The following is an 8,301-nucleotide window of genomic DNA, read 5'->3' on the forward strand; positions in this document are numbered from 1 at the left end:
GGCGGGCCGGCGTCAGCCGGCCCGCCCTTCGCGGGTGTTTTCGGGTCACATGGAGGCGACGTCGGCCTGCTTCGCGCGGACGGCCTCGGCGGCCTCCTTCAGGGCGGCCAGCTCGTCGGCGTCCAGGTCGGTCTCGACGACCCGCTTGACGCCCTCGGCGCCGATCTGGGCCTCGACGCCCAGGTAGACGCCGGAGATGCCGTACTGCCCGTCGACCCAGGCGCAGACCGGCATGACGTCGCCGGAGTCCTCGGCGACGGCCTTGGCCATCCGGGCGGCGGCGGCCGACGGGGCGTAGTAGGCCGAGCCGGTCTTCAGCAGCGCCACGACCTCGGCGCCCCCGTTGCGGGTCTTGACGACCAGCTCCTCGATCTGCTCGGCCGGCATGGCCTCGCGCAGCGGCTTGCCGTCCACGGTGCTCTTCGACGGGACCGGCACCATGGTGTCGCCGTGCGAGCCCAGGGTCAGGGTCTTCACCGACTTCACCGGGACGTTCAGCGCCTCGGCCACGAAGTTGGTGAAGCGGGCGGTGTCCAGCATGCCGGCTTGGCCGAGCACCCGATTCTTCGGGAACTGGGTGGCGAGCTGGGCCAGCGCGGTCATCTCGTCGAGCGGGTTGGAGACGACGATGACGACGGCGTTCGGGGCGTACTTGGCGACGTTCTCGGCGACCTGACGCACGATCTTGGCGTTGGTCTCCAGCAGGTCCATGCGGCTCATGCCCGGCTTGCGGGGCAGGCCGGCGGTGATGACGACGACGTCGGAACCCTCGATGGCCTCGTAGCCCTCGCCGTTCGGCCCGGTGGTGACGCCGACGACCTTGGTCTCGAAGCCCTCGACGGCGCGGGACTGGTTGAGGTCCAGCGCGAGACCCGCCGGCTTGCCCTCCACGATGTCGGTGATCACGACGGTGTCGAAGACGTCGTACTCGGCCAGGCGCTGTGCGGTGGTGGAGCCGTAGAAGCCGGCCCCGACGACAGTGACCTTCTTACCCATGGTCGTCCCACTCCCTGATACCAGTCGGTTTTCCGGACCGTATCAGCCATCCTGGCACCGATCGGGCCAGGGGCGGACGGTTATGACATGCCTGGGCGGCTCAGCCCTGCCGCTCGGCCCGCTCGACGACGTTGGTCAGCAGCATGGCCCGGGTCATCGGGCCGACCCCGCCCGGCATCGGCACCAGCTTGCCGGCCACCTCGGCCACCTCCGGGTCGACGTCGCCCGTGTAGCGCCCCTTGCCGTCGGCCCCGATCACCCGGGTGATGCCCACGTCGACCACGGTCGCGCCGGGGTTGACCATGTCGACCGTGAGCAGCCCCGGCACGCCGGCCGCGACGATCACGATGTCGGCGTCGCGGGTCTGCGCCGCGAGGTCCAGGGTGCCGGTGTGGCAGAGCGTCACGGTGGCGTTCTCGCTGCGCCGGGTGAGCAGCAGGCCGAGCGGCCGGCCCACGGTGTTGCCCCGGCCGACCAGCGCGACCTTCGCGCCGCGCAGCGGCACGTCGTGCCGGCGGAGCAGCTCGACGATGCCGCGCGGGGTGCAGGGCAGCGGGGCGTCGTAGCCGAGCACCAGCCGGCCCAGGTTGACCGGGTGCAGGCCGTCGGCGTCCTTGTCCGGGTCGATCATCTCCAGCGCCCGCTGGGTGTCCAGGTGGGCCGGGAGGGGCAGCTGGACGATGTAGCCGTGGCAGCCCGGGTCGGCGTTCAGCTCGGTCAGCACCGCGTCGAGCTGCTCCTGGGTGGCGTCGGCCGGCAGCTCGCGACGGATCGAGGCGATGCCCACCTCGGCGCAGTCGCGGTGCTTGCCGTTGACGTACGCCTGCGAGCCGGGGTCCTCGCCCACGAGGACCGTGCCGAGCCCGGGCGTGATGCCGCGCTCCGCCAGCGCCTTGACCCGTGCCCGCAGTTCGTCCTTGATCTCCGCCGCGGTCGCCTTGCCGTCCAGGATGGTCGCCGTCACGACTGGATCGTCTCACGCCCCGGGCCCGGCCGGCCGACGACGGCGAAGGGTGACGAACCGTGACGTGGGTTAAGTCACGGACAGTCACCAAATGTGGAGCGCACCACACGCCGGAACGGACGGGCGGGCACCGGACGGGATGGAGCGGACAGGGCCGGCGCATCCCCCCGAGCACACCGCGACCCCACCGGAAGGCGCGGCCGGGCGGTGCGAAAGTCCTGGCCGGCTCACCGAGGGGCCATTTCTGTAGCACGCCGGCCAGGTGCCGACCACCCCCGGCGGCACGTTCCGTTATGGGTTCGCAACGCGGTCGTTGTCGACGGGGCGGATCGCGACCTACCGTTACCGCTCGTTGCGTAGCGTCACCCAGCGCCGGGCCTGACTGCGCAGCGTGAGGAGATGAGGAGAGTTCATGCGGGTTCGTAGACTCGCCGCCTGGACCGCCCTCCCGCTCGTGGTGACGCTGGGCCTGGCGGCCTGCGGCAGCGGCGGGGACGGCGGATCGAGTGGCGGCGGCCAGGACGCGGCGGTCAGTATCCAGATTTCCGAGCCGCAGCACCTGGTTCCGACCAACACCACCGAAACGTCCGGCTCGCAGGTGCTCGCCGGCCTGTTCAGCCCGCTCGTCGACTACGACGCGCAGAACAAGCCGTACGAGGTCGCGGCCAAGTCGGTGACGCCGTCCGACAACAACAAGGTCTGGACGATCGCGCTCAAGGACGGGTTCACCTTCCACAACGGCGAGAAGGTCACGTCCGACGACTACATCAACGCCTGGAACTACGGCGCGTACGCGCCCAACGGCCAGGGCGCCAGCTACTTCTTCGAGAAGATCGCGGGCTACCAGGACCTGCAGGGCGAGAAGCCGAAGGCCAAGACGATGTCCGGCCTGAAGAAGCTGGACGACCTGTCCTTCCAGGTGACGCTTGCCGAGCCGTACATCGACTTCAAGTCCATGCTCGGCTACACCGCGTTCTACCCGCTGCCGGAGGCCGCGTTCTCCGCGCCGGGCGTGCTCAACGACGCGTACGAGCAGGCGCCGATCGGCCAGGGTCCGTTCAAGATGAAGGGCACCTGGCAGCACGACAGCAAGCTCGACGTCGAGCGGTACGACGCGTACCCGGGCGAGAAGCCCAAGGTGAAGGACGTCGAGTTCCGGGTGTACCAGCAGCTCACCGCGGCGTACTCGGACCTGCAGTCGGACAACCTCGACGTGCTGCCGACGATCCCGACCGAGAACCTGAGCACCGCGCCGAGCGACCTGGGCGACAACTACCAGACCAGCCCCATGTCGTCGTTCCAGTTCCTGGCCTTCCCCACGTTCGAGAAGGACTACAGCAAGCCGGACGTGCGCAAGGCGATCTCGATGGCGATCGACCGTGACGAGATCACCAAGTCGATCTTCAAGGGTTCGCAGCAGTCGGCCCGCTCGTTCGTCTCGCCGGTCCTGCCGGGCTACCGGGACAACACCACGGGTGCCGCGGGCCAGTTCAACCCGGCCGAGGCCAAGAAGCTCTACCAGGCCGCCGGCGGCCCGTCGAAGATCACCATCTCCTACAACGGGGACGGCGGTCACAAGGACTGGGTGGACGCGACCTGCAACCAGCTCAAGGCCAACCTGGGCGTCGACTGCGTCGGCTCCGCCGAGCCGAAGTTCGCCGACCTGCTGACCAAGGTCGAGAAGAAGCAGCCGGTGGGTCTGTTCCGGATGGGCTGGGTCATGGACTACCCGTCCATGGAGGACTACCTCGGCCCGCTGTACAGCACCAACGGTTCCTCGAACTACTACGGCTACAGCAACCCCGAGTTCGACCGCCTGGTCAAGGAGGGCGCTGCCGCGCCCACCGAGGAAGAGGCGATCAAGAAGTACCAGCAGGCCGAGGACATCCTGGCCAAGGACATGCCGGTGATCCCGCTCCGCTTCGGCGAGAACGTGTACGGGCACTCCAGCAAGGTCCAGAACGTCCAGATGGACCTGTTCCAGCGGGTCAACCTCGTCAAGATCGAGGCGGCCAGCTGAGCTGACCACGGCACGGGCCACCCGGAGCGATCCGGGTGGCCCGAGCACGTGGCCCCCCGGGCCGGAGGGCAACGGCGGCCAACTTCCGGTACGCCAGAGATGTCATCCCGCGCCCCATTCGCGTTTTTCCGGAGAGACTGGACAGCATGTTCCGCTTCATCCTGCGGCGCCTCCTGCAGATGGTCCTCGCGTTCTTCGGGACCACGCTGATCGTCTACGCGCTGATGTTCGCCGGGCAGGGCGACCCGATCCAGGCCCTCGCCGGGGAGCGGCCGGTGACGGCAGCCCAGCGGGCATACCTCACGGAGAAGTACCACCTGGACCAGACCGGCGTGGGCGGCTTCTTCTACCGTTACCTCGACTACGTCAAGAACCTGCTCCAGGGCGACCTGGGCCAGTCGCTCACCGGCCGGCAGATCGGCGACATCCTCCAGCAGGCCTGGCCCGTCACGGTGCGGCTGGCGCTCATCGCGCTCGCCGTGGCCATCGTCTTCGGCGTCACGGCCGGCGTCATCGCCGGCATCCGCCGGGCCGGCATCTTCGACAACGCGACGCTGGTGCTCACCCTGCTGGTGCTGGGCATCCCGACCATCGTCCTGGCGCCGCTCGCGCAGTACTTCCTCGGCGTCAAGTGGCAGCTCTTCCCGCCCACCGCCGGAACCCAACCGAGCTTCTACGCGCTGCTGCTGCCCGGCATCGTGCTCGGCTCGCTGTCGCTGGCCACCGCCCTGCGGCTGACCCGCACCTCGGTAGCGGAGAACCTGCGCGCCGACTACGTCCGGACCGCCCGGTCGAAGGGCCTGGTCAAGCGCCGGATCGTCAGCGTGCACGTGCTGCGCAACTCGCTCATCCCGGTGGTCACCTTCCTCGGCGTCGAGCTGGGCAACCTGATGAGCGGCGCGATCATCACCGAGGGCGTGTTCAACATCCCCGGCGTGGGCTTCAACCTCTTCCGCGGCATCCGCACCGAGGACGGCCCACTGGTGGTCGGCATCGTGAGCGTGCTCGTCGTGGTCTACCTGATCTCCAACCTGGTGGTGGACGTGCTCTACGCCGTACTCGACCCGAGGATCCGCTATGAGTGAGCGCAGCGAACGAATCGTCAGCGCAGTGTGCCGGGCCGCTCATGACCGCGCCGAGCCGAGCGAGGTGCGGGCATGAGTGATTTCGAGACGGTGGCGGCCACGGAGGACCAGGCCGCGCGGCGGGGTGTGTCCGGCGAGCCCGGCACGCCCAACCGGGTCGGCGAGCCGCAGAAGCCGCGCAGCCTGGCCGGCGACGCCTGGCGGGACCTGCGCCGCAACCCGATCTTCTGGGTCAGCCTGGGCCTGGTCGTGCTGATCACCGCGATGGCCGCGGTGCCGTCGCTGTTCACGGCCAACGACCCGCGCGACTGCCTGCTCTCCCGGCAGCACGCCGCGCCGTCCGGCGGGGCCATCCTCGGGTACGACTTCCAGGGCTGCGACGTCTACGCCCGGGCGGTCTACGGCACCCGGGCCTCGCTGCTGGTCGGTGCGCTCGCCGCGCTGGTCACCGGCGTGATCGCGCTGGTCGTCGGCATGCTCGCCGGCTACTTCGGCGGCTGGGTGGACGCGGTGCTCTCCCGCGTGATCGACATCGTGCTCGGCATCCCGCTGCTGCTCGCCGCGATCGTGCTGCTCAAGCGGCTGAGCACCAGCAGCGACAACGTCCGGCTGTTCGCGGTGATCTTCGTGCTGGCGGTGCTCGGCTGGACCACCGCGGCGCGGGTCGTCCGCTCCTCGGTGATCACCGCGAAGGAGCAGGACTACGTCGCGGCGGCCCGCATGCTCGGCGCCAGCAACGGCCGGATCATGTGGCGGCACATCCTGCCGAACGCGCTCGCCCCGGCGATCGTGGTGCTCACCATCGCGCTCGGCTCCTTCATCGCCGCCGAGGCGACGCTGAGCTTCCTCGGCATCGGCCTGAAGGCCCCGACCATCTCCTGGGGCCAGGACATCGACACCGGCCGCATCCACATGCGCGAGTCGGCGACCCCGCTGATCGTGCCGTCCGCCTTCCTGGCGCTGACCGTGCTCGCCTTCATCATGCTGGGCGACGCGATCCGCGACGCCTTCGACCCGAAGCTGCGGTGAGAACCTCATGACCCAGTCCGCGGTCCGGCCCACGCCGGCCTCCCCCACCCCGCCCGGCGGCCACCTGCTCGAGGTACGGGACCTGCACGTCGAGTTCCGCACGACCGAGGGCGTGGCCAAGGTGATCAACGGGGTGACCTACCACCTCGACGCGGGCGAGACCCTGGCCGTGCTCGGGGAGTCCGGCTCCGGCAAGTCGGTCACCGCCCAGGCGATCATGGGCATCCTGGACACGCCCCCGGCGCACGTCCGCTCCGGCCAGATCCTCTACCAGGGCCGGGACCTGCTGACGCAGTCCGAGGAGCAGCGCCGGCAGGTGCGCGGCAAGGAGATCGCGATGATCTTCCAGGACGCGCTCTCCGCGTTGAACCCGGTCTTCCCGGTCGGCTGGCAGATCGGCGAGACGCTGCGCCAGCGCGAGGGGATGTCCCGGGGCGACGCCCGCCGGCGGGCCGTCGAGCTCATGGACCTCGTGAAGATCCCGGCCGCGGCGAAGCGCCTCGGCGACTACCCGCACCAGTTCTCCGGGGGCATGCGGCAGCGCGTCATGATCGCCATGGCGCTCGCCCTCGACCCGAAGGTGCTCATCGCCGACGAGCCGACCACGGCGCTCGACGTCACCGTGCAGGCCCAGATCATGGACCTGCTGGCCGACCTGCGCCGCGACCTGAACATGGCGATGATCCTGATCACCCACGACCTCGGCGTGGTCGCCGGCGTCGCGGACCGCATCGCCGTCATGTACGCCGGCCGGATCGTCGAGCACGCCGACGTGCGCTCGCTGTACCGGGCGCCGGCCCACCCGTACACCAAGGGGTTGCTGGAGTCGATCCCGCGCATGGACGTCCGCGGCCAGGCGCTGTCGACGATCAAGGGGTTGCCGCCGAACCTCATGCGGATTCCCTCCGGCTGCCCGTTCCACCCCCGGTGCCCGTACGTGCAGCAGGTCTGCGTGGACGTGGTGCCGCACGACCTGGTCCTCGGCGACGGCCGGACCAGCGCGTGCCACTTCGCGCAGGAGGTCCGTGATGACAGCGCCCGCTAGCCCGACGAAGGTCCGCGGCGAGACGATCCTCTCCGTCGACAACCTGGTGAAGCACTTCCCGATCAACCGGGGCGTGCTGTTCCAGAAGCAGATCGGCGCGGTCAAGGCGGTCGACGGGGTCAGCTTCGAGCTGCGCCGCGGCGAGACACTCGGCGTGGTCGGCGAGTCCGGCTGCGGCAAGTCCACGCTGGCCCGGCTGCTCATGCGCCTGGAGACGCCGACCTCGGGCCGGGCCACCCTGGAGGGCCGGGACCTGTTGAAGGCGTCCGGCTCGGAGCTGCGCCGGCTGCGCCGCAACATGCAGATGGTGATGCAGGACCCGTACACCTCGCTGAACCCGCGCATGACTGTCGGCGACATCATCGGCGAGCCGTTCCAGATCCACCCGGAGGCGGCGCCGAAGGGCAGCCGGCAGCGGCGGGTGCAGGAGCTGCTGGACGTGGTCGGTCTCAACCCCGAGCACATCAACCGCTACCCGCACCAGTTCTCCGGCGGCCAGCGGCAGCGCATCGGCATCGCCCGGGCGCTCGCCCTGCGCCCCGAGGTGATCGTCTGCGACGAGCCGGTCTCCGCCCTGGACGTCTCCATCCAGGCCCAGGTCATCAACCTGCTGGAGCAGCTCCAGGACGAGTTCGGGCTGTCGTACATCTTCATCGCGCACGACCTGTCGGTGGTCCGGCACATCGCGGACCGGGTCGCGGTCATGTACCTCGGCAAGATCGTGGAGATCGGCACCGAGGAGGAGATCTACGAGCGGGCCACCCACCCGTACACCCAGGCGCTGCTGTCCGCGGTGCCGGTGCCCGACCCGGACGCCCGCGAGGAACGCACCATCATCCGGCTCACCGGCGACGTGCCCAGCCCGGCCGACCCGCCCTCGGGCTGCCGGTTCCGCACCCGCTGCTGGAAGGCGCAGGAGGTCTGCGCCACCCAGGAGCCGCACGCGGTGCTCCGCGCGGCCGACCCGCACCCCTCGGCCTGCCACTTCGCCGAGGTACGCCCCGGCGCCTGACCCGTCGATCCCGCAGCCCCGTGCCCCGGAGGAAGGGGGCACGGGGCCACCGGGCGGCGGCGTGCGCGGCGGGGCGGAAGGCGTCCCCGTGTCGTCATCGGACGGGACGCCAGGGTCGGCCGCGGTGCCGCCGGGGCGACACCGGGATCT

Annotated in this window: 7 protein-coding genes; 5 read left to right on the forward strand and 2 right to left on the reverse strand. The window is 70.1% G+C overall.

The annotated features are described in order from the left end of the window. Positions 1 to 45 precede the first annotated feature (45 nt). Positions 46 to 996, reverse strand: a complete 951-nt coding sequence (mdh, locus tag F8274_RS28765; RefSeq protein WP_151465496.1) for a malate dehydrogenase — start codon at positions 994 to 996, stop codon at positions 46 to 48. 100 nt (positions 997 to 1,096) lie between these two features. Beyond that, on the reverse strand, positions 1,097 to 1,960 hold the full coding sequence (locus F8274_RS28770) for a bifunctional methylenetetrahydrofolate dehydrogenase/methenyltetrahydrofolate cyclohydrolase (RefSeq protein ID WP_151465497.1): 864 nt from the start codon (positions 1,958 to 1,960) through the stop codon (positions 1,097 to 1,099). 412 nt (positions 1,961 to 2,372) lie between these two features. Between F8274_RS28770 and F8274_RS28775 the strand changes: the two genes are divergently transcribed. The 5 genes from F8274_RS28775 (at position 2,373) to F8274_RS28795 (ending at position 8,151) form a co-directional block, all read left to right on the forward strand. Then, on the forward strand, positions 2,373 to 3,980 hold the full coding sequence (locus F8274_RS28775; RefSeq protein ID WP_151465498.1) for an ABC transporter substrate-binding protein: 1,608 nt from the start codon (positions 2,373 to 2,375) through the stop codon (positions 3,978 to 3,980). Positions 3,981 to 4,126: 146 nt separating this feature from the next. After that, positions 4,127 to 5,065 carry an ABC transporter permease gene (locus tag F8274_RS28780; protein WP_151465499.1) on the forward strand — a complete coding sequence of 313 codons (939 nt, stop codon included), beginning with the start codon at positions 4,127 to 4,129 and terminating at the stop codon, positions 5,063 to 5,065. Between the two features lie 72 nt (positions 5,066 to 5,137). Beyond that, on the forward strand, positions 5,138 to 6,094 hold the full coding sequence (locus F8274_RS28785) for an ABC transporter permease (protein WP_151465500.1): 957 nt from the start codon (positions 5,138 to 5,140) through the stop codon (positions 6,092 to 6,094). Positions 6,095 to 6,101: 7 nt separating this feature from the next. After that, on the forward strand, positions 6,102 to 7,139 hold the full coding sequence (locus tag F8274_RS28790; RefSeq protein ID WP_151465501.1) for an ABC transporter ATP-binding protein: 1,038 nt from the start codon (positions 6,102 to 6,104) through the stop codon (positions 7,137 to 7,139). After that, positions 7,123 to 8,151: an ABC transporter ATP-binding protein gene (locus F8274_RS28795; RefSeq protein ID WP_151465502.1), complete on the forward strand. Its 1,029-nt coding sequence runs from the start codon at positions 7,123 to 7,125 to the stop codon at positions 8,149 to 8,151. Before F8274_RS28790 ends, F8274_RS28795 begins: the two co-directional genes overlap by 17 nt. Positions 8,152 to 8,301 lie beyond the last annotated feature (150 nt).

Origin of the sequence: Micromonospora sp. AMSO31t (assembly GCF_008868175.1) — a bacterium.
In the GTDB taxonomy this organism is placed as follows: Bacteria; Actinomycetota; Actinomycetes; order Mycobacteriales; family Micromonosporaceae; genus Micromonospora.

What these genes read in the sequence shown, in the direction of transcription:
- F8274_RS28775 (WP_151465498.1), top strand. Translation starts at nt 2,373, where the DNA reads ATGCGGGTTCGTAGACTCGCCGCCTGGACCGCCCTCCCGCTCGTGGTG.
- F8274_RS28785 (WP_151465500.1), top strand. Translation starts at nt 5,138, where the DNA reads ATGAGTGATTTCGAGACGGTGGCGGCCACGGAGGACCAGGCCGCGCGG.
- F8274_RS28780 (WP_151465499.1), top strand. Translation starts at nt 4,127, where the DNA reads ATGTTCCGCTTCATCCTGCGGCGCCTCCTGCAGATGGTCCTCGCGTTC.
- F8274_RS28790 (WP_151465501.1), top strand. Translation starts at nt 6,102, where the DNA reads ATGACCCAGTCCGCGGTCCGGCCCACGCCGGCCTCCCCCACCCCGCCC.
- F8274_RS28795 (WP_151465502.1), top strand. Translation starts at nt 7,123, where the DNA reads ATGACAGCGCCCGCTAGCCCGACGAAGGTCCGCGGCGAGACGATCCTC.
- mdh (WP_151465496.1), bottom strand. Translation starts at nt 996, where the DNA reads ATGGGTAAGAAGGTCACTGTCGTCGGGGCCGGCTTCTACGGCTCCACC.